This window comes from Pseudomonas sp. FP2294 (genome assembly GCF_030687625.1).
GTDB classification, from domain to species: domain Bacteria; phylum Pseudomonadota; class Gammaproteobacteria; order Pseudomonadales; family Pseudomonadaceae; genus Aquipseudomonas; species Aquipseudomonas shahriarae.
Window position 1 is genome coordinate 2,043,789 of record NZ_CP117441.1, and the last position, 25,992, is coordinate 2,069,780.

Annotated in this window: 21 protein-coding genes; 11 read left to right on the forward strand and 10 right to left on the reverse strand. The window is 62.3% G+C overall.

What is annotated here, in order from left to right; all coding sequences use genetic code 11:
* Positions 1–217 precede the first annotated feature (217 nt).
* The 4 genes from mrdA to PSH73_RS09240 all read left to right on the forward strand — a co-directional run bounded on the left by mrdA (position 218) and on the right by PSH73_RS09240 (position 6,239).
* Positions 218–2,110 carry a penicillin-binding protein 2 gene (gene mrdA, locus PSH73_RS09225; RefSeq protein WP_305462287.1) on the forward strand — a complete coding sequence of 631 codons (1,893 nt, stop codon included), beginning with the start codon at positions 218–220 and terminating at the stop codon, positions 2,108–2,110.
* A gap of 117 nt (positions 2,111–2,227) precedes the next feature.
* Entirely contained in the window at positions 2,228–2,740 is a 513-nt protein-coding gene (locus PSH73_RS09230) for a sigma-70 family RNA polymerase sigma factor (protein WP_057439140.1), read from the forward strand.
* On the forward strand, positions 2,737–3,711 hold the full coding sequence (locus PSH73_RS09235; RefSeq protein WP_057959047.1) for a FecR family protein: 975 nt from the start codon (positions 2,737–2,739) through the stop codon (positions 3,709–3,711). Before PSH73_RS09230 ends, PSH73_RS09235 begins: the two co-directional genes overlap by 4 nt.
* A gap of 110 nt (positions 3,712–3,821) precedes the next feature.
* Positions 3,822–6,239 carry a TonB-dependent siderophore receptor gene (locus tag PSH73_RS09240; protein ID WP_370693723.1) on the forward strand — a complete coding sequence of 806 codons (2,418 nt, stop codon included), beginning with the start codon at positions 3,822–3,824 and terminating at the stop codon, positions 6,237–6,239.
* A gap of 1 nt (position 6,240) precedes the next feature.
* On the opposite strand, the gene PSH73_RS09245 is transcribed toward PSH73_RS09240, so the two are convergent.
* From PSH73_RS09245 to PSH73_RS09265, 5 genes are all read right to left on the reverse strand, one after another.
* Positions 6,241–7,212 carry a cyclase family protein gene (locus tag PSH73_RS09245; protein WP_057439132.1) on the reverse strand — a complete coding sequence of 324 codons (972 nt, stop codon included), beginning with the start codon at positions 7,210–7,212 and terminating at the stop codon, positions 6,241–6,243.
* Between the two features lie 28 nt (positions 7,213–7,240).
* Positions 7,241–7,999, reverse strand: a complete 759-nt coding sequence (locus PSH73_RS09250) for an SDR family oxidoreductase (RefSeq protein ID WP_120732449.1) — start codon at positions 7,997–7,999, stop codon at positions 7,241–7,243.
* 32 nt (positions 8,000–8,031) lie between these two features.
* Positions 8,032–9,480 (reverse strand): aldehyde dehydrogenase family protein, encoded by a 1,449-nt coding sequence (locus PSH73_RS09255; protein WP_120732451.1) that lies wholly within the window; start codon positions 9,478–9,480, stop codon positions 8,032–8,034.
* Between the two features lie 2 nt (positions 9,481–9,482).
* Complete coding sequence (locus PSH73_RS09260) at positions 9,483–10,589, reverse strand: tartrate dehydrogenase (protein WP_305462290.1); 1,107 nt, start codon at positions 10,587–10,589, stop codon at positions 9,483–9,485.
* A gap of 116 nt (positions 10,590–10,705) precedes the next feature.
* Entirely contained in the window at positions 10,706–11,593 is an 888-nt protein-coding gene (locus tag PSH73_RS09265; protein WP_057959050.1) for a LysR family transcriptional regulator, read from the reverse strand.
* Positions 11,594–12,037: 444 nt separating this feature from the next.
* On the opposite strand from PSH73_RS09265, the gene PSH73_RS09270 reads away from it, so the two are divergent.
* From PSH73_RS09270 to PSH73_RS09295, 6 genes are all read left to right on the forward strand, one after another.
* On the forward strand, positions 12,038–14,395 hold the full coding sequence (locus PSH73_RS09270) for a DNA polymerase II (protein WP_057959051.1): 2,358 nt from the start codon (positions 12,038–12,040) through the stop codon (positions 14,393–14,395).
* A 50-nt stretch (positions 14,396–14,445) separates the two neighbouring features.
* Positions 14,446–15,078, forward strand: coding sequence for a glutathione S-transferase (locus tag PSH73_RS09275; RefSeq protein ID WP_305462293.1), 633 nt, complete (start codon positions 14,446–14,448; stop codon positions 15,076–15,078).
* Positions 15,079–15,242: 164 nt separating this feature from the next.
* Entirely contained in the window at positions 15,243–15,779 is a 537-nt protein-coding gene (locus PSH73_RS09280) for a DUF4174 domain-containing protein (protein WP_057959053.1), read from the forward strand.
* 129 nt (positions 15,780–15,908) lie between these two features.
* Entirely contained in the window at positions 15,909–17,021 is a 1,113-nt protein-coding gene (locus PSH73_RS09285; RefSeq protein WP_305462296.1) for a TonB-dependent receptor plug domain-containing protein, read from the forward strand.
* Between the two features lie 33 nt (positions 17,022–17,054).
* Positions 17,055–18,455, forward strand: a complete 1,401-nt coding sequence (locus PSH73_RS09290; protein ID WP_305462297.1) for a TonB-dependent siderophore receptor — start codon at positions 17,055–17,057, stop codon at positions 18,453–18,455.
* A 371-nt stretch (positions 18,456–18,826) separates the two neighbouring features.
* Positions 18,827–19,789 carry an IS110 family transposase gene (locus PSH73_RS09295; RefSeq protein WP_305460755.1) on the forward strand — a complete coding sequence of 321 codons (963 nt, stop codon included), beginning with the start codon at positions 18,827–18,829 and terminating at the stop codon, positions 19,787–19,789.
* A 30-nt stretch (positions 19,790–19,819) separates the two neighbouring features.
* Here the strand turns inward: PSH73_RS09295 and inhA are convergent, their stop codons facing one another.
* Positions 19,820–20,500, reverse strand: coding sequence for an isonitrile hydratase (inhA, locus tag PSH73_RS09300; protein ID WP_198792345.1), 681 nt, complete (start codon positions 20,498–20,500; stop codon positions 19,820–19,822).
* 90 nt (positions 20,501–20,590) lie between these two features.
* Between inhA and PSH73_RS09305 the strand changes: the two genes are divergently transcribed.
* Positions 20,591–21,559: a GlxA family transcriptional regulator gene (locus PSH73_RS09305; RefSeq protein ID WP_115127916.1), complete on the forward strand. Its 969-nt coding sequence runs from the start codon at positions 20,591–20,593 to the stop codon at positions 21,557–21,559.
* On the opposite strand, the gene PSH73_RS09310 is transcribed toward PSH73_RS09305, so the two are convergent.
* The 4 genes from PSH73_RS09310 to PSH73_RS09325 all read right to left on the reverse strand — a co-directional run bounded on the left by PSH73_RS09310 (position 21,529) and on the right by PSH73_RS09325 (position 25,898).
* On the reverse strand, positions 21,529–22,461 hold the full coding sequence (locus tag PSH73_RS09310; protein WP_305462302.1) for an alpha/beta fold hydrolase: 933 nt from the start codon (positions 22,459–22,461) through the stop codon (positions 21,529–21,531). The two genes, PSH73_RS09305 and PSH73_RS09310, sit on opposite strands and share 31 nt — an antisense overlap.
* Before the next feature lie 37 nt (positions 22,462–22,498).
* Positions 22,499–23,071 carry a GNAT family N-acetyltransferase gene (locus PSH73_RS09315; RefSeq protein WP_305462304.1) on the reverse strand — a complete coding sequence of 191 codons (573 nt, stop codon included), beginning with the start codon at positions 23,069–23,071 and terminating at the stop codon, positions 22,499–22,501.
* A gap of 207 nt (positions 23,072–23,278) precedes the next feature.
* Positions 23,279–25,105, reverse strand: a complete 1,827-nt coding sequence (locus PSH73_RS09320) for a glycoside hydrolase family 15 protein (RefSeq protein ID WP_115127918.1) — start codon at positions 25,103–25,105, stop codon at positions 23,279–23,281.
* On the reverse strand, positions 25,098–25,898 hold the full coding sequence (locus PSH73_RS09325; RefSeq protein ID WP_057439105.1) for a glucose 1-dehydrogenase: 801 nt from the start codon (positions 25,896–25,898) through the stop codon (positions 25,098–25,100). The genes PSH73_RS09320 and PSH73_RS09325 overlap by 8 nt, the downstream gene beginning before the upstream one ends.
* Positions 25,899–25,992: the final 94 nt, after the last annotated feature.

The following is a 25,992-nucleotide window of genomic DNA, read 5'->3' on the forward strand; positions in this document are numbered from 1 at the left end:
CTGTTTGCTAACGCAAACAGGGGTTTTGTTTTGGGCGGTCGAAAAGGCGCGCGTAAAAACTAACCCGCAACTCTGCCGCTATCCACCTCAATTACCCTTCGGTCAATTCAATACAAAGTGTTTCGTCATATTTGGTATGGTGCAGCAGCTTTTCCCAGGGACCGACTTTTCTACCGCAGGATGCGGCATCGCCCTTATTCAACGAGATGCTGTAGAAATGCCCGAAGCCATACCCATCAAAGACCACGAAAAAGAGCACCGTCTGGTCAACAAGCGCCTGCTGGCCTGCGCAATATTGGTGCTTGCCATCACCTGCGCCCTGGTCGCCCGCATGTATTTCCTGCAAGTGGTGGAGTTCGACTATCACTCCACCATCTCCGAAAACAATCGTGTCCATGTTCTGCCCATCACTCCGACCCGCGGACTGATCTATGACCGTAACGGTGTGGTCCTGGCCGATAACCGTCCCAGTTACAACCTGACCATCACCCGCGAACGGGCTACTGACCTGAAAGGGGAGCTGGACTCGATTATCGCTCTGCTGCACCTGCCAGCCGAAGACCGCGCCGTCTTCGACAAGGCCCTGAAGCAAGCGCGCCACCCGTTCGTGCCCGTGACGTTGTTCTATGAGCTGACTGAAAAGCAGATTGCCATACTGGCCGTCAACGAATTCCGCCTGCCCGGCGTGGAGGTCGAGCCGCAATTCGTGCGGCACTACCCACTGGGTGCACATTTTGCGCATTCCATTGGTTACGTGGGGCGCATCAACGAGAAAGAGTCCAAGGAGCTGGATTCGGTCGAGTACCGTGGCACGCAGTCGATTGGTAAAACCGGCATCGAGCGCTTCTATGAGTCGCAGTTGCACGGCCATGTGGGTTATGAAGAGGTCGAGACCAATGCCCAGGGCCGAGTCCTGCGGGTGCTCAAGCATACCGACCCGGTCCCCGGCAAAAACATCGTCCTGAGCCTGGATATCAAGCTCCAGGAAGCCGCCGAAGAAGCCCTGGGTGATCGTCGCGGTTCAGTCGTGGCCCTCGACCCGCAAACCAGCGAAGTCCTGGCGATGGTCAGCAAACCCAGCTTCGATCCCAACTCGTTCGTCACCGGCATCAGTTTCAAGGAGTATGCCGCGTTGCATGATTCCCTCGACCGCCCCTTGTTCAACCGGGTGCTGCGCGGTTTGTATGCGCCGGGCTCGACGATCAAGCCGGAAGTGGCTATCGCCGGTCTCGACAGCGGCGTGGTCACCGCCCAGACCCGGGTCTTCGACCCTGGCTACTACCAACTGCCGGACTTTGATCACAAATACCGCAACTGGAACCACAGTGGTGATGGCTGGGTAGATATGGACGCCGCCATCATGCGTTCCAACGACACCTACTTCTACGACCTGGCCCACAAGCTGGGGATCGATCGCCTGCACGACTACATGGCCGAATTCGGTCTCGGGCAGAAAGTCTCCCTGGATATGTTCGAAGAATCCGCCGGCCTGATGCCGTCCCAGGCCTGGAAGCGTGCAACCCGTCGCCAGCCCTGGTTCCCGGGTGAAACCGTGATTCTCGGCATCGGCCAAGGCTACATGCAGGTCACTCCGTTGCAACTGGCCCAGGCCACGGCGCTGATCGCCAACAAGGGCGTGTGGAATCGCCCGCACTTGGCTAAAACCATCGATGGCGTGCCGCCAGCGGACGAAAACCCTATGCCCAATATCGTCCTCAAGAACCCGCGCGACTGGGATCAGGTCAACCACGGCATGCAAATGGTGATGCACGACCCGCGCGGGATTGCCCGGGCGTCGGCCGCCGGTGCGCAGTACCGGATCGCGGGCAAGAGTGGTACCGCGCAGGTGGTGGCAATCAAGCAGGGCGAGCGCTACAACCGCCTGAAGACCCGCGAGCGCAACCGCGACAACGCATTGTTCGTCGGTTTCGCCCCGGCCGAGCACCCCAGGATCGTGATTTCAGTGATGATTGAAAACGGCGAGGCGGGCGGCCGCGTGGCAGGCCCGGTGGTGCGCCAGATCATGGATGCCTGGTTGCTCGATCAACAAGGCCACCTGAAACCGCAGTACGCCACGCCGGCCAAGACATCGGGCGACCCTCGTGTCTAACGCCAGTATCGTCAAGCTGTCTTGGGCGAGGTTTCGCTGGGTAGATAAGCAATTGCATTTAGCCGCAGTCTGCGCAGATAATGAGATGAATTATCATTAACGTGCTTGGCTGCCCGCGTGTCTACTCCTACCGATCCCAAGGTCCTTCTGGCAACGCTTTATGACGACAACCATCGCTGGTTGCGCGCCTGGTTGTATCGTCAGCTCAAGTGCCCGCAAGATGCGGCGGACCTGACCCAGGACACGTTTATCCGCATTCTGGACGCGCGCCAGCTCCATCAACTCGATGAGCCCCGCGCGTTTCTCAGTACCGTGGCGCGCCGCTTGTTGTTCAGCTTCTGGCGGCGCAAGCGGTTGGAGCAGACCTACCTCGACAGCCTGGCGCAGTTGCCGCACGCCTATACCCCTTCGGAAGAAGACCTGGCCCTGGTGCGCGAAGCGTTGGAAAGCATCGACCGCCTGCTCAACGGCCTACCGCCGCGTGTCCGGCAAATCTTTATGCTCAATCGCCTCGAAGGCTTGTCGCAGCCCGTCATCGCCCAGCAGTTGAGCGTGTCGCTGGCCACGGTAGAGCGCGATCTGCGCCGGGCTTTCCTGCATTGCCTGGCCGAGTCGGCGGACCTGACATGAGTTACCCCAAGGTGGACGCCACCACTCGCGCCGCCGTGGATTGGCTGCTACGCCTTGAGGCTGGGGATGACGACCCTGTGCTGCGCCAAGCCTTCGAAACCTGGCTGCGGGCCAACCCCCAGCACACCGTTGCCTGGCAGCGTGTGGGCAGTTTGCTGCAGCAGCCGATTGCTGATTTGCAGCGCGTCGAAGCCCGCAGTCCCGGCCAATTGCGCGCCGTTACCCAGGCCCTGGCGACGCCGGATTCCGAATCGCGGCGCAAGGTGCTGCGCGGTGGCCTGGCCCTGGTGTTGTTCGGTGTCAGCGGTGCGGCGATCTTTGATCGCGCCCAGCCGCTCAATGGCCTGTGGGCCGACCGCCACACCGCCACCGGTGAGCGCAAGACTTTCGCTTTGGCCGATGGCAGCCGCCTGAGTCTCAATGCCCGCAGTTCGGTGGACATCCACTTCAGTGACAGCCGTCGCCTGGTGCGCCTGCGTGAGGGCCAAGTGTTCGTGGACGTCGCCGCCGACCCGCGCCGGCCGTTTGTGATCGCCACCGCCCAGGGCGAAGTCCAGGCCCTGGGCACGCAATTCATGGTGCGCCAGGAGGCCACCGGCAGCCTGACCTCGGTGCAATTGCACAGCGTCCAGGTCACCACGCTCGGCGGCAGCCAGCGCCGTGTAGAGGCGGGGGAGGCCGCGTGGTTCAGCGATGTCGATGTGCGCCCGGTACCGCTCTCGGTACGCAGCCGCACGGACTGGCGCGACGGTCGCGTGGATATCCGTGATGAACCCCTGGGCCTGCTGATCGACGCCCTGCGGCCGTATCGCCGGGGCGTGCTGCGGGTCAGTGAGCAAGCCGCAAAAGTACGCGTCTATGGCGTGTACCCACTGGATGATCCGGAGCAAACCCTGGAGTCGCTGGCCCAGACCTTCCCTCTGCGCATCAGTCACTACGGCCCCTGGTTGACCCTGATTGACGTGCGCTGAGCAGCCAATGGGAATTATTTTCACTCAGCGTGAGGGGGTCGCCGATCTCGCGAGTCAAGGTTAGGGAACGCCAACCTGACAATGAGCATCCTCACCCTATGGCACCCTCGATGATCCGTCCCTGCCTGTTGACCCTGGCCGTAACCCTGGCTGTGGTCGGCCACCCCGTGGCCGCCCTGGCCGATACGGCCGCCAGCACCCAGCAATATTTCAATCTGCCCGCTGCAGCCCTCGGCGATAGCCTGAGCCGGCTGTCGCGGGAAAGCGGACGCACGCTGTCGGTCAGCCCGGCCTTGCTGCAAGGCCGCCGCGCGCCGGCGTTGCAGGGCCAATACAGCCCCGAACAGGCCGCGCAACACTTGCTGACCGGCAGCGGCCTGGGCCTGACCGTCACCGACAATGGCACCTGGAGCCTGTACCTGCTGCCCGAAGGCGGCGCCTTGAACCTTGGCGCCACCACCGTCACCGGCCTGGTCGCGGAAGATGCCTGGGGCCAGGTGGATGGCTATGTGGCCACTCGCAGCGCCACGGCCACCAAGACCGATACACCGATCCTGGAGATCCCGCAGACCGTCAACGTGGTCACCGCCGACCAGGTCAAGGTCCAGGGCGCACGCAACCTGACCCAGTCCCTGCGCTACACCCCAGGCGTCGACACCAACGGCTACACCGATCGCAACACCATCGCCGACGAGCTGACCAGCCGTGGCTTCGCGCCCACCTTGTTGTATCTCGATGGCGCTTACCTGCCTTACGCCGGCAGCCTCGGTGGTGCGCCACAGATTGATCCCTACACCCTGGAACGCATTGAAGTGCTCAAGGGCCCGGCCTCAGTGCTGTTTGGGCAGAACCAGCCGGGCGGCATGATCAATCTGGTGTCCAAGCGGCCCACCACTGAAGCCCGGCACCAGGTCAAGTTTGGCGTGGGCAGTTACGACCGGGTCAATGGCGCCCTCGATTTCAGCGGCCCCCTCGATGAGGCAAAAACCTTGAGCTACCGTCTGATCGGCCTGGTCCGCGACGGTAACGAGATGGTCGACCATGCCACCGACAGCCGCACCTTGCTGGCCCCCAGCCTGACCTGGGCGCCCACGGATGACACTGCCCTGACGATCTATGCGCAGATCCAACGTGACAAATCCCTGGCCGACTACCAGGCGTTGCCGGCCATCGGCACCCTGTACCGCAACTCCAAAGGCCAGCATATCGACCGCGATACCTTCCTCGGCGACTCCGACTGGAACAACTATATTCGCGATCAGTATGTGCTGGGCTATGACTTCTCCCATGCCTTCAACGACAACCTGGAATACCGCCAGACCGCGCGATTTACCGACGTCAACGACCGCTACAAAGGTTTCTACCTGAACCGCTTCGTCGAGCTGCCCGATGGCAGCACCGACGACACCCGCGCCAGCCGCACCAAGCTCGACTGGCGCCAACACAACAGCGCCTACACCCTCGATAACAACCTGCAGGCCAAGTTCGCCACCGGTGCCCTGGAACACACCTTGCTGGTGGGCTTCGATCACCGCGAGTTCACCCGTAAATATCAGGGCTACAACCTTTACGGCGCAGAAATCATCGACCTCTACCAGCCGTCCAACTACCACACCTTTGGCCAGCCGCAACTGACCACCAAGTGGAACAACACGGTCAAGCAGACCGGCCTCTATGCCCAGGACCAGATCAAGTTCGACCGTTTCATCCTCACCATGGGCCTGCGTGAAGACTGGGCCGAAGTAATCAATCGCGACCTGCTGGACCACAGCACGGTGTCGCAGAAAGACAAGCAGCTCACGCGTCGCGTCGGCCTGACTTACCTCACCGACTTCGGCCTGGCGCCCTACGTCAGTTATGCCGAGTCGTTTCTGCCCAGCGTCGGCCGGCTGGCCCCGGCGCGTGGCGGCGGCGCCTATAAACCGGTGGAGGGCGAGCAGTATGAGGCAGGCCTCAAATACCAGCCCAACGACCAGTCGCTGCTGACCTTGTCGGTGTTCCAGATCAAACAGAAAAACGTCCTGACCGGCGATCTGATCTATCGCGAATACCAGTTGCAGGAAGGCGAAGTGCGCTCGCGGGGCGTGGAATTTGAAGGCAAGGCCCGGTTTGGCCAGGTGGAGTTGATCAGTGCGCTGTCGTACCTGGACGCGATCTATACCAAGAGCAACTACGGCGACGAGGGCAACCGCAGCGAGGCGCAGGCGCCGTGGAGCGCCAGTGCCTGGGCCGACTACCACTTTGCCAGCGATGCCCTGGCCGGCCTGACCGTAGGCGGTGGTGCGCGGTATACCGGGAAGAAGTACGGCGACTCGGCCAACACCTTCAAGACCCCGTCGTTCGTGGTCTTTGACGCCACCGTCAGCTACGACCTGAGCCGCGTCAGCCCCACATTCAAGGGGGCCGAAGCCAGCCTCAACGTGCAGAACCTGTTTGACCGCGAGTACGTTTCGTCCTGCAACTACTCCTTTGGTTGCTATTACGGCCAGGAGCGCACCGCGTCCCTGGCCGTGTCCTACGATTGGTGAGCTACTTGATCACCACCGGATTCACCGGCGCGCCGCTGCCACCGACAATCTTCAACGGCGCGGCGGTGTAGAGGAACTTCCACTGGCCGTCGTCGGCACAATCGGCGGCCAGATCCTCCAGCAGCACGATCTCGGTAAAGGCGATGCCGAGGTTGCGCATCAGCGCGCAATGCAATGGAATCTGCACCCCCGACACCGGATCGGTGATCACCTCATTGGCGATGGTGTCGGTCACCAGGTTGGGGATTTCCATGGCGTGGAACCACTCCACCAGTTCCCGGCTGTAGGTCAGGCCAGGTTCCACCAGGTCCTTGAAGAACTCGGTCTTGCCATACTCGTAGAACGCGCCCATGGAGCCGGTACGGATGATCAGGATGTCGCGTTTTTCGATGGTCACCCCCTGGGCCTTGGCGGCGGCCAGCAAGTCCAGGTGGTTGAAGGTTTCGCCACGGCCCAGGTATTTCTTGCCGCGATGGCGGGCCATGTCGATCAACACCGCACGCCCGACCACGCCGCGCTCGGCAATCGCCAGCACACTGGCCTTGGCCATGCCGCCGACGGTGCTCATGGCGTCGTAGCCGTTCCACAGTTGATTGTCGTACCAGGCATGCCCGAGGGCGTCGTACTGGGTCGAGCCTTGCAACTGCATGAAGATCACATCGTCGCAATACGCCGCGCCGCCGGTCATTTCGGGTTGCTTGCCGAAGTGATAGTGGCTGTGATCCAGGGTATTGAAGCGCATCGACGGGTTGCGCGCCGGCCACATCGGGTCACCGCCCGGATGGCCGATCTGCACTTGCAGGGTGAAGGTCTTGCCCTGGCGCACCGAAGCGACACCGCGCAGTACTTCGGCTTCGGTCAGGTAGTTGAGGGCGCCGACTTCATCGTCCGGTCCCCATTTGCCCCAGTTCTTGGGCAGGCCTTCGAGTAATTGCCTGGTGTTCGGTTCGTTCTTGTTATGTAAGTCACACATATCGACTCCGATCCCTTTGGTCGTTGAGTTACACGCAGCGCCCACCGTCGACTTCAAGGCAGGTGCCGGTGATAAAGGCCGCTTCGTCCGAGGCCAGGTACAGGCAGGCATTGGCCACGTCCTGCGGGGTGGAAAAACGTCCCAGGGGGATGGTCGCCATGAACTTCTGGCGGTTTTCCGGGGTGTCCGGCACGCCCATGAACTCACTGAGCAACGCGGTTGCGCCGACCACCGGGTTCACGCAATTGACGCGGATATTGTCCGGCCCCAGCTCCGCCGCCATGGTTTTGCTCATGACCACCACCGCACCCTTGCTGCCGTTATACCAGACCAGTCCCGGGCGCGGGCGGATCGCTGCGGTCGAGGCAATATTGACGAACACGCCGCCGCCCTGGCCGCGAAAATGCGGCACAAAATGCCTGGCGCTGAGGAAGATGCTTTTGACGTTGACCGCGAACACTCGGTCGAACTCGGCCTCGTCCACTTCCAGCATCGGCCGGTTGCGGTGGGTGGTGCCGGCGTTGTTGATGACGATATCCAGCCCGCCGAATTGCTCCAGGGTGGCGCGCAGCAGCGCGCCCACACTTTCGTCGTTGGCCACATTGACCTCAACGAAATGGGCATGGCCGCCGCTGGCGGCGATCTCATTGACCACCCGCTGGCCGCCGGTTGCGTTCATGTCGGCGACGATAACCCGCGCACCCTGTTGGGCAAAGGTCTTGGCGATGCCTTCGCCAAACCCGGAGCCAGCGCCGGTGACGATGGCAACTTTGTTTGCTAGACGCATGGAGTGTGCTCCTTTCTTGTTGTTGTAATGGCTTAGCCGTGTTTGATCGCAATGGTCTTCAAGGTGGTAAAGCCCAGCAGGGCCTCGAAGCCTTTTTCCCGGCCATAACCGCTGGCCTTGACGCCGCCGAAGGGCAGTTCAACCCCGCCGCCGGCCCCGTAGTTATTGATGAATACCTGGCCGCAGCGCAGCTTGCGCGCCAGGCGCATCTGCCGGGCGCCATCGCGGGTCCACACGCCGGCGACCAGGCCGAATTCGGTGCCGTTGGCCAGGCGGATGGCCTCGGCTTCATCGTCAAAGGGCATCACGGCCAACACCGGGCCGAAGACTTCCTCCCGGGCCAGGCGGCTGTCGGGCGGCACATCGCGAAACAGCACTGCTTCCTGGAAGTAGCCGCCACTGCCGGCTTCGGCCACCACCTGGCCGCGGGCGGCTACGGTGATCCCGGCCTGTTCGGCCTCGCGCACGAACTCACGCACCTGGCGTTGCTGCTTCTGGTTGATCAGCGGGCCCATATCCAGGTCCAGCGCCGAAGGCCCGGTGCGCAGTTCGCGAAAGCGCTGGCTGAGTTGCTCCACCAGGGCCTCATAGATACTGCGTTCCACCAACAACCGGCTGCCCGCTGAACAGGTCTGCCCGCAGTTCTGCACAATGGCGTTGACCAGCACCGGCAAGGCTTCGTCCAGGTCGGCATCGGCGAATACCAGTTGCGGCGATTTCCCGCCCAGCTCCAGGGTCACCGGGCAGTGCCGCTCAGCAGCGGCCTTGGACACCGCCGTGCCGGTCATGGTGGAACCGGTAAACGAAATGTGATCAATCCCCGGATGGCTGCACAACGCCGCTCCGGCCTCGTAGCCGTAGCCAGTCACCACATTGATCGCGCCGGCCGGGAAGCCCACCTCGGCGGCAATCTGCGCCAGGCGCAGTAACGACAGGCTGGCATCCTCCGCCGGCTTGACCACACAGGCATTGCCTGCCGCCAGGGACGCACCGACGCTGCGCCCGAAGATCTGCATCGGGTAGTTCCACGGGATGATATGCCCGGTGACCCCATGGGGCTCGCGCACCGTCAGCACCGTGTAGCCGTTTTGATAGGGCAGGGTCTCGCCGTGCAACTTGTCGGCCGCGCCGGCGTAATACTCGAAGTAACGGGCGAGGGCGGTGGCATCGGCCCGTGCCACTTTCAGCGCCTTGCCAGTGTCCCGCGCTTCGATCTGCGCCAGCTCTTCGTGATGCGCTAACACCGCTGCGCCCAGCCTGGCCAGCAGGCGGCTACGCTCCAGTGCCGACAACGAGCCCCATGGCCCGTCGAAGGTCTCGCCCACGGCCAGGCGCGCGGCGCTGACGGCGGCGTCGATATCGGCAGCGGTGCCACGGGCGATGCTGGAGTAGCTTTCGCCACTGCTGGGGTCGATCACCGGGATGTCTTCCAGGGATGTCGAGGCTTGCCATTGGTTGGCGATGTAATGTGCGTTGATCATGTTCAGCTCCTGTTCCCGGCGATGCATTCGGCGATGGCCACGCCCACTTCAATCGTACTGGCGCTGCCGCCCATTTCCCGGGTGCGCGGGCCTTGCGCAAGCACCGTCTCGATGGCTGAGACAATGGCTGCTGCGGCCTCTTGGTAAAGCGGGTCGCCATTGCCCAGATGCTCGATCATCAATGCGGCCGACCAGATCTGTCCGATGGGGTTGGCCACGCCCAGCCCGGCAATGTCCGGTGCCGAACCGTGTACCGGCTCGAACAGCGACGGGTAGCGCCGCTCGGGGTTGAGGTTGGCCGACGGCGCAATGCCGATGGTGCCGGTGCAGGCCGGGCCGAGGTCGGAGAGGATGTCGCCAAACAGGTTGGAGGCCACCACCACGTCAAACCAGTCCGGGTGCTGCACAAAGTGTGCGCAGAGGATGTCGATGTGGAATTTGGCGGTCTTGACGTCCGGGTAGCGCTGGGCGATCAGGTTCACCCGCTCGTCCCAGAACGGCATGGTGATGGAGATACCGTTGGATTTGGTGGCGGTCACCAGGTGCTTGCGCGGTCGCTGCTGGGCCAGTTTGAAGGCATAGTCCACCACCCGGTCCACGCCTTCGCGGGAGAAGATCGACTCCTGCACTGCGATCTCACGCGGCGTGCCTTCCCACATCCGCCCGCCGACGCTGGAGTATTCGCCCTCGGTGTTTTCGCGCACCACGATAAAGTCGATATCCCCCGGCACACGGCCGGCGAGCGGGCAGGGCACGCCGGGCATCAGGCGCACCGGGCGAATGTTGACGTATTGGTCGAACTGACGGCGGATCTTCAGCAGCGACTCCCACACCGCCGTATGGTCGGCGATGATGTCCGGGGCGCCCACGGCGCCGAAGAAGATCGCGTCATGGCTACCGATCTGCTCGGCCCAATCGTCCGGCATCATGGTGCCGTGGGCCAAGTAGTGTTCGCTGCACCAGGCAAAGTGATCGAACTCAAAGGCAATGCCGAAGCGCCGACTGACCGCCTGCAGTACGCGCAGGCCTTCGGGCACTACCTCGCGGCCGATACCGTCGCCGGGAATCACGGCAATCCGATGGGGGGTGCTGGTCGTGGAATTGGACACGCCGTGTCTCCTGTTTTTGTTGTTGTCAGTGAGGCGGGGACATTCTTGGCACAGGTGCCACGGTGGTGGAATTGCTGATTATGGAAGTGGCCTTCGCAAAATTCGAAGGCTCGCGGTTAGGCGCAGTGGCGGGCAGCGAGGTAGTCGAATAATGCCAGGCTTGTAGGAGAAGGCTGTTCCTGGCGCATGCACAGGTACATCTGGCGGTCGGCCCACGGGTCGTCAATTTCGATAAAGCGCAAGGCCATTTCCTTGCGAAAGATCTGCACCGCGCCCTGGGGCAGCACGCCAACCCCTTGCCCGGCGGCAATCAGCCGGCACACGGCTTCAAAACTGCGCACCTGGATCCGCAGGCGCAACGGCATGCCAATCGCGGCGGCGGCTTCGGTGATCAGTGCGGTGATGGCGGCGTTGTCCTCCAGGCCGACGAAGTCATAGCCCAGCAAATCGGCAAAGCGCGCATGGCGCATCTTGAACGGATGATCATCGGGCACCAGCAGGCACAGGCGGTCCTGGCAGTAAGGGGCAAAGCGCAAGTCCTCGCCGCCCGGTTGGGTGGTGACGATGCCCACATCGGCCACGCCATCGCGCACCGCCTGCAGGATTTCACGGCTGCGCTCCTCGCGGATATCCAGGCGGATACCGGGATGTTGGGCGTTCCACTGGGTCAATTGGCTGGGCAGTTGCTGGCTCATCGCCGAACTGTTGGCATACAGGCACACGCGGCCGGTGGCGCCCTTGGCGTAGTCGGCGAGGTCAGCGTGCATCACATCCACTGCGCGCAAAATCGCCAACCCATGCTCGGCCAACACCTCGCCGGCCGCCGTGGGCGAGACGCCGGTGGAGGAGCGGTGCAACAGGGCGACCTTGAAGTGTTGCTCCAGCAACGACAGGCGCCGGCTGGCCGCAGACAGCGAGAGGTGCGACTGCTCGGCCGCCCGGGACAGGCTACCGAGCTTGACCGTCTTGAGGAACAGCTCGATGGAAGTGAGATCGGGGGCCATACCAGAGTCCTTGTGCGCGGTCTGTGAAAACTACGCAGTTGGGGCAGGACTGTCCAATCATCTGCCCCTCACACATTGGACATATGCTGTTGACTCAACTTTGGAGGCACCGCCGATCCTTTGTGGGAGCTGTCGAGCCCCGGCGAGGCTGCGATGGCGGCGGCACTGCCAGCATTGATGGTGACTGACCCACCGCCATCGCAGCCTCGCCGGGGCTCGACAGCTCCCACCTTTGACCTTTGCTGCCTTGAGTAAAGTGCCGGTTAGAACTCGATGCTCGCCGACAGCTTGGCCACCCGTGGATCGCCCTGGGTCAGCTCAATGGCGCTTTACAAACTAGTGCGTGAGGTACGACGTATCTGAAGGCCAGAAATTTCTATTAAGGCCTGATGGCGGATGCCGAGTAGAATCGCGCCCTGAAAGCGATTCCTGAGGTGCGGCAAGGTGGATTTACAGCAGGGTTTTGTCCTGACCCGGCATTGGCGCGACACCCCGGCGGGCACGGAGGTCAGCTTCTGGCTGGCGACCGACCAGGGGCCGCGGTATATCCGTCTACCGGTACAGCCTTCGGTGATGTTTATTCCGCTGGCCCACCGCGAGCACGCGCAACGGGTGCTCAAGGGCGAGCGCGACGTGGAACTGCGCCCGCTGCAACTGTGTGACTTCCACCACCGCCCGGTCCTGGGCCTTTATACCCGTCAGCATCGCCAGGCGATGGACCTGGAAAAACGCCTGCGCCAGGCCGGCGTGGATGTCTACGAAGGCGATGTGCGCCCGCCCGAGCGCTATATGATGGAGCGCTTCATCACCGCGCCGGTGGCATTTGACGGCACCCCCGGCGAGGGCGGGATGTTGCTGGAGGCGCAGATGAAGCCCGCGCCCGACTACCGCCCGGCATTGAAACTGGTGTCGCTGGATATCGAAACCACCGCGCGCGGCGAGCTGTACTCCATCGCCCTGGAAGGTTGTGGCGAGCGCCAGGTGTACATGCTCGGCCCGCCGAACAAAACCTGCGCGGTGGATTTCAAGCTCGAATACTGCGACAGCCGCGCCCAACTGCTGGAGCGCCTCAACCAGTGGCTGGCGCAACACGACCCCGACGCGATCATCGGCTGGAACCTGGTGCAGTTCGACCTGCGGGTCCTCCACGAGCATGCCCAACGGCTTAACGTGCCATTGCTGCTCGGCCGTGGCGGCGAGGCCATGGCCTGGCGCGAGCACGGCAGCCGCAACCATTACTTCGCCGCCGCTGCCGGCCGGCTGATCATTGATGGTATCGAGGCCCTGCGTTCGGCGACCTGGACCTTTGAGTCATTCAGCCTGGAAAATGTCGCCCAGACCCTGCTGGGGGAAGGCAAGTCGATCGCAACGCCCTACCAGCGCATGGACGAGATCAACCGCATGTTCGCCGAGGACAAGCCCGCCCTGGCGCGCTATAACCTCAAGGACTGCGAGCTGGTGACGCGGATTTTCGCAAAGACCGAGCTGCTCAAGTTCCTTCTGGAGCGGGCCAGCGTCACCGGCCTGCCGGCGGATCGCAACGGTGGTTCGGTGGCGGCGTTCACCCACTTGTACATGCCGCTGATGCATCGCCAGGGCTTTGTCGCGCCCAACCTGGGGGACAAGCCGCCCCAGGCCAGCCCCGGCGGTTTTGTCATGGACTCGCGGCCGGGGCTGTACGAGTCGGTGCTGGTGCTGGACTACAAAAGTCTGTATCCGTCGATCATCCGCAGCTTCCTGATCGACCCCGTGGGCCTCATCGAAGGCCTGCGCCACCCCGACGACAACGAGTCGGTGGAAGGCTTTCGCGGTGCGCGCTTTTCCCGCACCCGGCATTGCCTGCCGTCGATTGTGGCGCGGGTTTCCGAAGGCCGCGAGGTGGCCAAACGCGAGCATAACGCGCCGTTGTCCCAGGCCCTGAAGATCATCATGAATGCCTTCTACGGCGTGCTCGGTTCCAGCGGCTGTCGGTTTTTCGATACGCGGCTGGCGTCGTCGATCACCCTGCGCGGCCACCAGATCATGCGCCAGACCCGCGAACTGGTCGAAGCCCAGGGTTATGAAGTGATCTATGGCGATACCGACTCTACGTTTGTCTGGCTCGGCAGTGCCCATTCCCAGGAGGATGCCACGCGCATCGGCCAGGACCTGGTGCAACACGTCAACCAATGGTGGCGCGAACGCCTGCACAACGAATTCGGCCTGCAAAGCGCCCTTGAACTGCAATACGAAACCCACTTCAGCCGCTTCCTGATGCCGACCATTCGTGGGGCGGAGGAGGGCAGCAAGAAACGGTATGCCGGTTTGGTGACCCGTGCCGATGGCAGTGAAGAGATGATCTACAAAGGCCTGGAGACTGTGCGTAGCGACTGGTCGCCCCTGGCCCGCCAATTCCAGCAGGAGTTGTACCAGCGCATCTTCCACCGCCAGCCCCACCAGGATTATGTGCGTGACTATGTGCGCCGCACCCTCAGTGGCGAGTTCGATGAGCTGCTGATCTACCGCAAACGCCTGCGCCGGCAACTGGGCGACTACGAGCGCAACGTGCCGCCCCATGTGCGGGCCGCGCGCCTGGCGGATGAATACAACGACCGCCAGGGCCGCCCACGCCAGTATCAGAACGGTGGCTGGATTCGCTACGTGATCACCGTCAACGGCCCCGAGCCCCTGGAAGTGCGCCAGGCGCCAATTGACTACGACCACTACGTCACCCGGCAATTACAGCCGGTGGCCGATGCGATCCTGCCGTTTGTCGATGATGATTTCAGCACCCTGGTCGGTGGTCAGATGGGCTTGTTTTAACCCTGGGAAAACGTTTCACTCTGGACGCTGAATCTCCAGGAGCAATGCCCATGTACACGCTCTACGGCACGCAAAGTTCTGGTTCATGCATCATCGAAATCGCCCTGCAACGCTGCGGCGTGCCGTGGCAGCAGGTCGATGCCAGCCCCTGGGGTGACGGGGCGGGGATGGAGGCCCTTGGGCAGATCAACCCGCTGCGGCAGATCCCCACCCTGCAACTGCCCGACGGCAGCGTGTTGACGGAAAGCGCGGCGATCCTGATTCACCTGGGCCTGGCGTATCCGGCCAGCGATTTGCTGTCCGGTCACCGTGCGCAGATCATTCGCGGCCTGGTGTATATCGCCGCCAACTGCTACTCGGCGATCACCATCATCGACTACCCTCAACGCTTTCTCGCCGACGCCGACGAGACGGTGCAGGCGCAACTGATCGCGGGCACCCAGCAGAAACTGCACCGGACCTGGCAGGTATTTGCCGAGCAATTTGCCGGGCAACTCTTTACCCCGCAGGGGTTGCCCAATGCCCTGGGTATCATGGCGGCGGCGGTGTCCCGCTGGGAGGGTGTACGCGACGTCCTGCGACACTCCCACCCTGCATGCGCCCAGGCCCTGGCGCAGGTGGACGCCGACCCGCAGGTGGCCCCGGTGTTCGCCCGGCACTGGCCGGATTGGCCTGAGGAGTGAGCCTTGGCAATCAGAAGAAACAATGAGCCTCGAAGCACCTCGAGCCCTTGCGTCACGGGCGTCCTGGCCTACTCTTTCTGATAGTCGCGTAGGAATCATCCTTGAAATTGACTGTCGCAGACATGAAACTCAAAAACTCTGCATGGAATTGGAAGGAGGTACGCATGCTCGTCCGGTCGCTGACCCTGGCTACCTTGATGGCGTTTACGGGGCCGTTGTTGGCTGCGGATAACCGAGGCCCGCTGGAACAGGATCAAGGCAAATTCCGCCCGCTGATCGTGATTGCACCCAGCTCCATCGACCCGACTCAGGTCCAGCTCAAGAAAGATCTTGAACAGCCTGAGAACAAACAGAAGTTCACCGAGCGCAACATGGTGCTCTACACCGTGAACTACACGAGCATCGGCACCGTCGGCCAGCGTGACGGCAAGGACCTCGGCGCCCAGGACACCAACGCGTTGATCCGCGCCTTGAAGCTGGGGGCCAGTGTCGGCACCAAAGTGATCCTGGTGGGCAAGGACGGCGAGAAGAAAGTCGAAAAGACCGTGCCGCCCGATACCCTTGACCTTGCAGAGTTCTTTGCGGCTGTCGACAAGATGCCCATGGCAGAAAAAGAAGCCGCCGCCCCCGCCGAGCCTGAACCCGCCGCCCCGGCAGCGGGCAAGCCTGGCAAGCACGCGCCGCAACCGCTGGAAGATTGATGCTCCTCGCTGGCGCCTACAGGGGAGGGGCCAGCGAACCCTACAAGTCGTGTGGCACTTGCGGGCATTGCGTCATGAAGCATGTGATAACCGTTATCATTTGCGGCTTGCCCTCTGCGCGCGCCCTCCATGCCCCCGACCCCTGCGACAAGCCCTACTGACCTGGCCACGCTGTATCAGCAGCAACATCGCTGGCTGCAGCACTGGCTGTGGCGTCGCCTGAACTGTTCGCAGAGCGCCGCCGACCTGGCCCAGGACACGTTCCTGCGTTTGCTGGCCAAGAACCAACCCCTTGAAGTCCAGGCGCCCCGCAGCTTTCTGGCGAAAGTCGCACAAAGCGTGTTGTCCAATCACTTTCGTCGGCAAAAGCTGGAAAAGGCCTACCTGCAAGCCCTGGCGGGGCAATTGGAGTTGCAGGCGCCGGATGTCACCGAACAGACCCGCGCCCAGTGGCTGGCGTGGCGCCAATTGGATCCGCTCAACGAGCAGGTCTGGCAGCATTCCCAGCGATTTTTCCAGCGTATGCACGAGGTGCGCGACCCGGCACATCAGGCGCTGGTCAGCGCCACCCTGTTGCCGACGATATCCCGGCGTCGGGTGATTAAAAACCTAGCCCTGTTGCTGGCGGCCGGCAGTGTGGCGTGGACCGCCAGGGACGCCGGCCTGCTGCAACCCTGGACCAGCGATTTCAGCACCTCGGTCGGTGAGCAATGGCGCATCGAACTGGCGGACAACAGCGAAATCCAGCTCAATACCGACACCGCTGTCGATGTGAATTACAGCCCCGACCAGCGCCTGACCAACCTGTCGGATACCCTGGATGCCACCCCCGGCATCATCGTGTTGCGTGATGGCCTGGGGTCGGAAAGCGATAGCTATTTCTCCCGTGGTTTCCAGATCCAGAACTTCGAAATCGACGGTGTGCCTACCGTTGCGCGCATGGACAACTACACCCAGAGCATGGCGATGTACGACCGGTTGGAAGTGGTGCGCGGCGCCACCGGTTTGATCAGCGGCATGGGCAACCCCTCGGCCACCATCAACCTGATCCGCAAGCGCCCGACGGCCGAGGCGCGGGCCAGTGTCACCGCTGAAGCGGGCAACTGGGACCGCTACGGCAGTGGCCTCGACGTGTCCGGCCCGCTGACCGAAACCGGCAACGTGCGCGGGCGCCTGGTGGCCGACTACAAGACCGAACATGCCTGGGTCGACCGCTACAAGCAGCAGACCCAATTGCTGTAGGGCATCACTGAATTCGACCTGACCGAAGACACCTTGCTGACCCTGGGCTTCAGCTACCTGCGTACCGACGTCGATGCCCCGGCGCGCTCCGGTTTGCCTACGCGCTTTACCGACGGTTCGCGCAGCAACCTCAGCCGCTCCCTGAATACCGCGCCGGCCTGGTCCTATAACGACCATGAGCAGACCAGCTTCTTTACCTCCATCGAGCAGAAGTTCGACAGCGGCTGGAGCGCCAAGGCCGAGTTCACCCATTCGCAAAACAAGTTCGATGAGGTGTTCAACTACGTCAACGGCAGCCTCGACAGCGATGGCAGCGGCACCACGCAGTTGCCGGTGCGCTTCTCCGGTACGCCGCGCCAGGACAACCTCGACCTGTACGCCACCGGGCCGTTCGACCTGCTGGGCCGCGAGCACGAGTTGATCGCCGGCGTGACTCTGTCCAAATACAAGGAAAACGTGCCCAGCCATGGCGGCTGGAACTACGCGTATTCCGGCTCCCCGGCGGGCGCCATCGACAACCTGTTCAACTGGGACGGGCACTCGGCCAAGCCGGACTTCCCGGTGACCGGCAAATCCTCGGTGGATGAAAGCCAATACGCCGCTTACCTGAGCACCCGCCTGCGCATGACCGACGACCTGAGCGTGATCCTCGGCAGCCGTGTCATCGACTGGAAGCGCGAAACCGCAGACAGCCCCTACGGCGGCGTCGTCACCCGCACCGATGAGTCGGAAACCGGCGTGTACATTCCCTATGCCGGCGTGGTCTATGACCTGACCGACAACTGGTCGGCCTATGCCAGCTACACCAAGATCTTCAATCCCCAGGCCAGTTGGGTGCGCGATATCAACAACAAGGCCCTGGAGCCCATGGAAGGCAAGGGCTACGAGTTGGGATTGAAGGGCAGTTTCTTCGACGAAAAACTCAACACCAGCCTGGCGCTGTTCAAGCTGGAACAGGACAACCTCGCGATCTGGATCGACACCCCGGGCGGCAATACGTATCGCAACGAGAAGGGCACCACTACCGAGGGCGTCGAGCTGGAACTCAACGGTGAGTTGGCTGAAGGCTGGCAAGCCTCTGCGGGCTACGCCTATGCGGTCAGCACCGATGCCGACGACAAACGCATCGTCACCACCTTGCCGCGCCAGAGCCTGAAAACCTTCACCACTTACCGTCTGCCGGGGGCCTTGAACAAAGTGACGGTTGGCGGCGGGGTGAACTGGCAGAGCAAGGTTGGTGAGGACCTGCACACATTCAGCCAGGGCAGCTACGCCATCACCAACCTGCTGCTGCGCTACGACGTGACGCCGCAGTTGAGTACGTCGGTCAACCTCAACAACCTGTTTGACCGTGAGTATTTCAGCTATGCCGGTAACCATGGGATGTATGGTGCGCCGCGCAACCTGATGACCAGCGTCAAGTACGACTTCTAGACCTGCCCACTATCCCCGGTGGGAGCAAGCCAGCTCCCACATTCGCATTGTGGTATGGCCAAAACTCTATGCCCGGCAGAGCCCCTCCCTGTGGGAGCGGGCTTGCCCGCGATAGCGGTAGTTCAGGCACCATTTCTGCTAGCTCACACACCGCCATCGCAGGCAAGCCAGCTTGTATGGTTAGACTTGTAGGGGTGGTGGGACTAAAAGCCAGCATCTGACTCTAGCCAGTACAGACCGTGGGAGACTTCGTCCCACCCCTTCACCAAAGCGCCGATAAGGAATGCATCGGCCATGACCGACGATAGAAGCAAGCCAGCGCAACGGTGAAGCCCCGACAAGCCCGTAAACCCTAACCCGGAGCTTTTCTCATGGCAATGACTGTCTCGCAATCAATCATTGGAGTGGATGTCGCTAAAGCCGAAGTAGTTGTTTATCAAAGTGAAACTGCTGAAACAAAGATCGTATCGAACAAGAAAAACGAGCTGAAGGCATGGCTGAAGTCTTTGCCTGCGGGCAGCGCCATCGCAATTGAAGCCACCAATATCTATCACGTGGATACCGTCAATTTGGCTCATTCGATGGGCCATATCGTTTACGTGATTGATGGATATCGCCTTAGCCATTACCGCAAAGGCACAGGTGGTCGCGCTAAAACAGACTTCAGTGATGCGCAGTTGCTGGCTCGCTACTTGAAGAATGAACAGGCTGATTTACGCGCTTGGAATCCGCCGCCGAAGATTTATACCAAGCTTCAAAGCTTGCTGCGTCGACGCGCAGCACTGGTGAAAATGCGTGTTGCACTGAATCAGAGCTGGGCGGGCGAGCCATCACTCAAGGCCTCGTCCAAGAGCATTTCAGCGTGTCTTGATAGGCATGAGGGGCTCATTGAGAAAAGGATATTAGATGCTGTTACTGAGGCGGGGCTTTTGCATCAGGTCAAGCGCTGCCAAACCGTCGAGGGCATTGGTTTTCTGACAGCGGTTGCCCTGGTAATGGCGTTTCAGCGAGGAGAATTTGAAAGTGCTGACGCTTACATCGCGTTCTTGGGAATGGACTTGAGAGTATCCGATTCTGGGCAAATGAGCGGACGCCGCTCATTGAGCAAGAAGGGAGATTCAGAGATACGCAGATTGCTGCATAACGCGGCGTCAGCAGGTATCAGGTCAGAAGCCTGGAAACCTTTATACGAGGGTTATCTAGCCAGGGGCCTGAAAACGACTCAAGCCCTGGTCATCATTGGCCGCAAGCTGGCGCGCATCGCCTTTTCGCTCATGAAAAACCTGAGCGAATACCAGTCAAAAGCGGTTTTGGGGGCTTCCCCAAAACCATAGAATCTCCCACAGGGGAAAATAGTTCGGCCTTCAGCCCAGTCGCGCCGCCGCCCGTGCGGCAATTTCGCCCCGGGTCTTGCGTGATTCAGCGGTGCGCTTATTCGCCTCGTCCAGTACCTGCTGTGGTGCAGTGTCCGGGCGGCCGGCATTGAAAGGCGGGGCCGGCGCATATTCAAGCTGCAACTGCACCAACTGCGCCGCCACCTCGCTGTACAGCTCGGCGGCCAGGGTCAGGGCAAAGTCGATCCCCGCAGTGATGCCTCCCCCGGTAAACAGGTTGCCGTCGCGCACCACGCGCTCCTGCACCGGCGTGGCGCCGAGGGTGGCCAGCATGTCGTGGTAGGCCCAATGCGTGGTGGCCCGCCGCCCGCGCAGCAAACCCGCAGCGCCCAGCACCAGCGAGCCGGTACACACCGACGTCACATAACGTGCGGTCTGGGATTGCGCCCGCAGAAAGTCCAGGGTCGGCTCATCTTCCATCAATGGCCCAACCCCCGAGCCGCCCGGCACGCAGATCACATCCAGGGTAGGGCAGTCGTCGTAGGTGGTGGTCGGCGACAGCACCAACCCGCTGCTGGAAGTGATCGGCGCCAGGTCTTTGCAAATCAGATGCAGTCGCACCTCCGGCAACGACGCCAGCACGTCGTAAGGGCCGGTGAGGTCCAGTTGCTGAATACCGGGGAACAACACAAAGCCGATCTGCAAGGTCATGGTCAAACTCCAGGAAGAGGGATGGACGGCTTCACTCTAGTGGCCTAGGCTTTGGCGCATACGCCATTGAGCCCACTAATCACGCCAATCATGCCGAAAATCATCCATGTGCTCGCCTTCGCCAATGTGCAGGTGCTCGACGTCACCGGACCGTTGCAAGTGTTTGCCTCGGCCAACGACCTGGCGCGCCAGCAAGGCTTGCCGTTGCCCTATGCGGTCAACGTGATTGCCGCCCAGGCCGAGCCGGTGATGACCTCCGCCGGCCTGGCCCTGGTGGCCGAGCCGTTGCCTGGCGCCGACACGCCCTGCGACACCCTGGTGATTGCTGGCGGCTGGGGCGTGTATGGGGCGGCCGAGGATCCGCAACTGGTGGAGTGGGTCCGGCAAAAAGCCAGGCACTCGCGGCGCATGACTTCGGTGTGCACCGGCGCCTTTCTGCTGGCCGCCAGTGGCCTGCTCGATGGCTGTCGGGTCGCCACCCACTGGACGCGCTGCGAGGAACTGGCGCGCAAATACCCCAGGTTGCAGGTCGAGGCCAACCCGATCTTTATCCAGCAGGGCTCGCTCTGGACCTCGGCGGGCGTCACGGCCGGCATCGACTTGTGCCTGGCCCTGGTGGAACAGGACCTGGGCCGCGCGGTGGCCCTGGAAGTGGCGCGGCACCTGGTGGTGTTTCTCAAGCGCCCCGGTGGCCAGTCGCAGTTCAGCGTCACCCTGTCCCTGCAAAAGGGCGGCAGCCGCTTCAGCGAATTGCATGGGTGGATTGCCGAGCACCTGCACCTGGACTTGAACATCGCGACCCTGGCGGCCGCGTGCGGCATGAGCGAACGCAGCTTCGTACGCCATTACCGCGCCGAAACCGGCCAGACCCCGGCCCGGGCGGTGGAACTGATCCGCGTGGAAACCGCACGCCGGCAACTGGCCGACAGCGCCGTGGCAATCAAACGCATCGCCGCGCAATGTGGCTTTGGCAGCGAAGAAACCATGCGCCGCAGTTTTATCCGCGCCTTGTCGATCACCCCGCAGCTTTATCGCGAGCGGTTTTCGGCGCCGGCCTGAGTCTGTTCAAGCAGTTCAAACAGTGCATCGAGCGTGGCCTGCGGTGCTTCCTGGGGAATATTGTGGCCCACCCCGGCGAGCACCCGGCGCCGATAGAATCCGCTGAAATTACCCACGTCGTCATCCACCTCGGGAGCCGGGCCGACACCGTCGTCGGCACCGCACAGCGAAATGGTGGGCACCGAAATCGGCGGTGGTTGCACCAGCGCCTGTTCAATCACTTTCAGCGCCGGATCACCCTCGGCATACATGAAGCGATGGCGATAGGAGTGGATCACCACCTCCACAAAGTCCGGGTTATCAAACGAGGGTGCCGTCTGCGGGTAAAGGCTCGGCCCCGCAGCCCAGGAGGGCGACCAGAGCGACCACAACAGTTCGCACAACTCGCGGCGGTTGGCGGTCAGGCCATCGATACCCCGTTGGGTGTGGAAGTAGAACTGGTACCACAACCGATGCTCGGTGACTGGCGCGCGGGGCTGGATGGACTTTGCGATGTCCTGGATGTTGTAACCGTCGCCAGTGACCAGGCAGCGCACGCGCTCGGGCCAAAGCGCCGCGACAATGCACGCGGCGCGCCCACCCCAGTCATAACCGGCGAGGGCGGCCTGGTCGATGGCCAGGGCATCCATGAAGTCCAGCAGATCCTTGGCCAGCGCCGCCTGTTGGCCGGAGCGCATCACCTGGGCGTGCACAAACCGGGTCGGGCCGTAGCCGCGCAGGTAAGGCACCAGCACGCGATAACCAGCCTCGGCCAACACCGGCGCGATGGCATCGTAGCCGCGAGGGTCATAGGGAAAACCGTGCAGCAGAATCACCACTTCACCGTCGGCCGGGTCATGGGCTTCGTAGGCGATATCGAGCATGGGAGTGCGGATATACAGCAGCGCGATCGAGGGGCTCATTGGGACTCCGTTCGGGTCACAGCAGGGAGCCTGGACTTTAGCGCGAAACCTTTACGTGTTCATGGGCCAGCAGCGAAAACACGTGCAGATCCTGGTAGCCACCGGCCCAAAACCCGGCCTCGCGCAGCACGCCTTCGCGGGTAAAGCCCAGCCGGCCCAGCAGTGCCTGGGACGGCAGGTTACGCGGATGGACCAGCGCTTCGACACGGTGCAGTTGCATCTGCGCAAAGCCCCAGTCGAGCACGCTGCGCAAAGCCTCGCTCATCAATCCGCTGCCCCTGGCTGACGGCGCCAGTTCGCAGGCGAGGGCGCAGCTGTTCCACTGGCGATTCCATTTGAACAGCCCGCAGGTGCCCATCAACTCACCGGCGTATTCCAGGCCCCAGCGCGTGCCCGGATTGGCCTGGGTTCGCCAGTGGGCGAAGGTGGCGATCAGGGCGTGGGCCTGGGATATGTCGGTCATGGGGTCGATGCCAAACCAAGGCATGGCCTCGGCATCGCGATAGATCGCAAACAGCGCCGGGGCGTCGTGGGGGGGCAACTCCCGGAGCCGCAAGCGTTCGGTGTGCAGGGTGGGGAAAGTATCCACGTGGTGTGGTGCGGTTGGCATAGGTATCGACTGAACATTTTCGGGCGCCAGGGGCGGGTTCATATTCGTTCCTTGAATACAGGAGGAGGCAGACAGATAGCTCGCTCAAGGTCGCAAAGATCAAAGGTGGGAGCTGTCGAGCGTTAGCGAGGCTGCGATGACGTCAGTACAGCCAATGTTGAAGTTGCCTGATAGCGCCTACAAGGGTTTCACTTCGCTGCTCGATTCTCAAGGTTGCCACACGGTTTTCTCCCCGCTCAACTTGCGATCCAGAAACGTCGCCGCGCTGATCAAGGCCAAATGGCTCAATGCCTGCGGTGTATTCCCCAGATGTCGCGCCTGGCTGTCGAATTCCTCGGCATATAGCCCCAGCGGGTTGGCATAGCGCAGCAGTTGCTCGAATTCCAGATGGGCCTTTTCTACTTGCCCCGCGCGGGCCAGGCATTCGACGTACCAGAATGAACAGGCGGTAAACGCCCCCTCTGTGCCTTGCAAACCGTCAATTTGACTGTCGTCATTGCGGTAGCGGTAGACCATGCCATCGCGCACCAGGCTTTTCTGGATGGCGTCCAGGGTCGATAACCAGCGCGGGTCGGTGGCCGCCACAAAACGCACCAGCGGCATCAACAGCATCGAACCATCCAGGGCAGTGCTGCCGATGTGCTGCACGAAATGCCCGCGTTCTGCGTTCCAGAAGTTGCTCCAGATATCTTCATAAATCGCCTGGCGGGTCTGGTCCCAGCGGGCGAACGGTGCCGGCAGCGAGCGCTTGGAGGCCAGGCGGATCGCGCGGTCGAGTGCCACCCAGCACATCAGCCGCGAATGCAGGAAGTGATGTTGCTCGCCACGCATTTCCCAGATGCCGACGTCTTTCTGGTTCCAGGTTTCGCACACTTGGTCCACCACTTCCAGGGTGTGTTTCCAGCCCTCATGGGAGATGGCTTCGCCGTACTTGTTGACCAGGTACACCGCGTCCATCAGTTCGCCAAAAATATCCAGCTGCACCTGGTCAAAGGCCTCGTTGCCAATGCGCACCGGTTGCGCGCCGCCGTGGCCGCTGAGGTGGCTCAGCTCGGTTTCCGGCAATTGCTGGCGGCCGTCGATGCCATACAGGATGTTGATTTTCATCGGTTGCCCGCAACAGTCGCTGACGCGCCCGCGCAACCAGCGCATGTAGTCATTGGCTTCCTGGACAAAACCCAGGCGCATAAAGGCGTAGACGGTGAACGAGGCGTCGCGGATCCAGGTGTAGCGGTAATCCCAATTGCGTTCGCCGCCGGGGGCTTCCGGCAGGCCGAAGGTGGCCGCTGCGAGGATCGCGCCGTGTTTGCGCGAGGTCAGCAGCTTCAGGGCCAGGGCCGAGCGATTGACCATTTCCCGCCAGCGGCCGCGGTAGTTGGACTGGGCCAGCCAGCCGCGCCAGAATTTCAGGGTGTGCTGCAGGTGCAGGTCGGTAACGTCGCTGGCCACGCGTATATCGTCCCGGCCGCCGAGGACAAATTCGGCCCCCTGGTCCTGGTCCAGGGTAAAGCAGGCGACGGCGGCGTCATCTGCGATCTGCAACGGCACGCTGCTGGCCAGGCGCAACCCAGGCAGGCCCGGCGCCTCGAAGCACACATCAGCGTTATCGGCCGTGGCCCGAGTGGGAGCCCGGGCATAGTCATGGCGCACCGCGCAGCGCAGGTGCAGGGTGGCCTTGCCGCTCACCACGCGCACCCGGCGGATCAGCAGGGGCAGGTCATCAACGTCATCGCTGATGCTCAGCAGGTCGGTGATTTCCACCACGGCCTCATCACTCAGCCAGCGGGTTTGCAGGACATTGGTATCCGGCAGGTAGATCTGTTCCCGGCGCGCCTGGGGCAGGTCCGGGGTCAACTGGAAAATCCCGGCGGCGGGGGAGTCCAGGAGCGAGCAGAAGATCGACGGGCTGTCGAATTCCGGCCAGCAGAAAAAGTCGATGCTGCCCTGATCGTTGATCAGCGCCGCACTGCGCATGTCACCGATAATGCCGTGGGCGTCGATGGCGCTTTGCGCTTCGTTTTTCAGATCAACCATTGTCTTTGAACTCCGGGTAGAGACTCATGCCGCCGTCGATAAACAAGGTGCTGCCCACCACATAGTCGGAGGCATCACTGGCCAGCCAGACCACGGCGTTGGCCACATCTTCGACGTCGCCGACGCGCCCATAGGGGATCAATTTCAGCAACTGCTGTTCGGCATCGCCCTCGGTGGCAGCGCGGTTGATGGCGGTGCGGATCGCCCCCGGCGCGATGCCGTTGATGCGGATCCGTTGGTGGCTGACTTCCTGGGCGAGGCTGCGCATCAGCATCTCGACGCCGCCCTTGGAGGCCGCGTAATTGACGTGACCGGCCCAGGGGATCAACTGGTGCACCGAACTCATATGGATGATCTTGCCGGCGGCCCGGGATACGCCGGCTCGCACGCCCTGGCGGTTAAAAATACGCAGGGCGGCGCGGGCGCAGAGGAACTGGCCGGTGAGGTTGACGCCAATCACCGCGTTCCACTCCTCAAGGGTCATGTCGCTGATGGCGGCGTCTTTTTGCAGGCCCGAGTTGGCCACCAGGATGTCGAGGTGGCCGAAGGCGTCGAGGGTCTGCGCGAACAGGCGTTCGACATCGGCTTCCCTGGACACATCGGCGCCGATCGCCAGGGCCCGGCCACCGGCCTGGTTGATCTGCGCGGCCAGGGCCTGGGCGGGTTCTGCCTGGCTGTTGTAGTTCACCACGACTGCCGCGCCGGCCGCAGCCAGCGCCCTGGCGGCCCCCGCGCCAATGCCGGAGCTGGCGCCGGTGACTACGGCGACTTGTTGTTCCAACGAGATGCGCATTGTCCATCCAGCCTTTATTCCAGAAGTCCATTCAGCTGACTGACGGCGCGGGGCACAAGTTCAGTGGCCTGTCTGGAATGCGACGATGGCTGTC